Below are 1,367 nucleotides of genomic sequence, written 5' to 3'. Positions count from 1 at the left end.
GCAGCTAAATAGCCGCCCTCGGAAAACACTAGACTACGAAACACCCGCTGAACGATTTAGCCAATCTGTTGCGTCGACCGGTTGAATCCACAGCCGATAGCTGCCCGTCATCGGTGGCAGCTAACCAGCGTCTACAGCGCAACATGGATGGTGAAGACCTTGCCGCCGTTGTTTGTGCGGAGTTAATTCAAAAACTTCACAAAAATCAGCTCTGGATCACCAGGGTCAAGATTCTCCACAGTCCCGCTGTATTGATATCCAAGCTGTACCAACAATTGCCGCATGGGTGCATTGGACGTGTTGGTCGAAGTGAAGATCTTTCTGGCAGAGGAACAATGCTCTAAGTGAGCAACGATTTGCCTACCTACACCAGAACGTCTATGGGCGTTTGAGACGACTACCAGCGGGATAAACCACTCCCCGAAAAAACTTTTGTCCAAACAGCCGTAACCGATCGGGACACTGGGATCGCTCGTCTCACAAGCAACCCAGCATTCACCCGCGCCTACTACCCTTTCTATTTGTGCTCGACGGCCGTGGTCTTTTGCCGCGATAGGATCCACACGTAGCAACCATTCGATATCGCTCAAGACGGCCTGTCTGATTTGCCAATTCATGATCGCGTCCCTCCGGTCAAATTCGCCGGAGTTTACTTCAGCTGCAATGCCCCAGATGCCATTACGCTCAGCGATAGTTCTGATGCAAAGCGCAAATGCGACCATGAACTGGCTAATTGACGCGGGTTACATTGGGTACGCCGAAGGCCCAGTGCATCTACAGCACGCTATACGGCACTCGCAGCACAATGCATGACAGAACAGATCCAAACCTCACTTGCTGCCAGTGCGCGACCACTGATCATCCATAGCGTCCGCTGTATTGGCGACTATAACGGTCGGCAGACCTTGGTCATGTGCAAGGGCGGAGGATGCAAAAAGCCCAGCACTCTGGCTGGGCTTCGATTATTTTCTACATGCCATCATCTTGTCGGCGAGAGTTTTGGCTCTTTCGATCAACAGGTTCTGCCTATCTTCATGAGTGGCCTCTCCTACGACCGGTGCCGTCAGATTGCTTTCGGCAATCAACGCAGCGCAGAAATATTGATCCCAGACTCTTTGCTCCGACGCCTGTTTGCTTACTTGGTCGGCGATCATATGGGGGCTCCTTTTGACGAGGTAGCACCGCCATTTTACGCCTCAATCGCCAACAACCCCCGCGCTAGCGGATAGCCGGCAAACGGCATGGAGCCAATGGGACTGCACAGCTTTCCGGTGTGGATTCAACCGGTCGACGCAACAGATTGGCTAAATCGTTCAGCGGGTGTTTCGTAGTCTAGTGTTTTCCGAGGGCGGCTATTTAGCTGCCTT

The 1,367-nt window shown here is 52.7% G+C and carries 2 protein-coding genes; both read right to left on the bottom strand.

The annotated features are described in order from the left end of the window. Positions 1–182 precede the first annotated feature (182 nt). Positions 183–617, bottom strand: a complete 435-nt coding sequence (locus BM019_RS30350; protein ID WP_092422778.1) for a GNAT family N-acetyltransferase — start codon at positions 615–617, stop codon at positions 183–185. A 345-nt stretch (positions 618–962) separates the two neighbouring features. Continuing rightward, a complete protein-coding gene (locus tag BM019_RS30345) occupies positions 963–1,154 on the bottom strand; it encodes a hypothetical protein (protein WP_007929308.1) in 192 nt (63 codons plus the stop codon). Positions 1,155–1,367 lie beyond the last annotated feature (213 nt).

It is taken from the genome of Pseudomonas sp. NFPP07, from assembly GCF_900115645.1.
GTDB lineage: Bacteria > Pseudomonadota > Gammaproteobacteria > Pseudomonadales > Pseudomonadaceae > Aquipseudomonas > Aquipseudomonas chlororaphis.
Note: the sequence above shows the minus strand (reverse complement) of the source record. Positions and strands in the feature narration are given on the sequence as shown.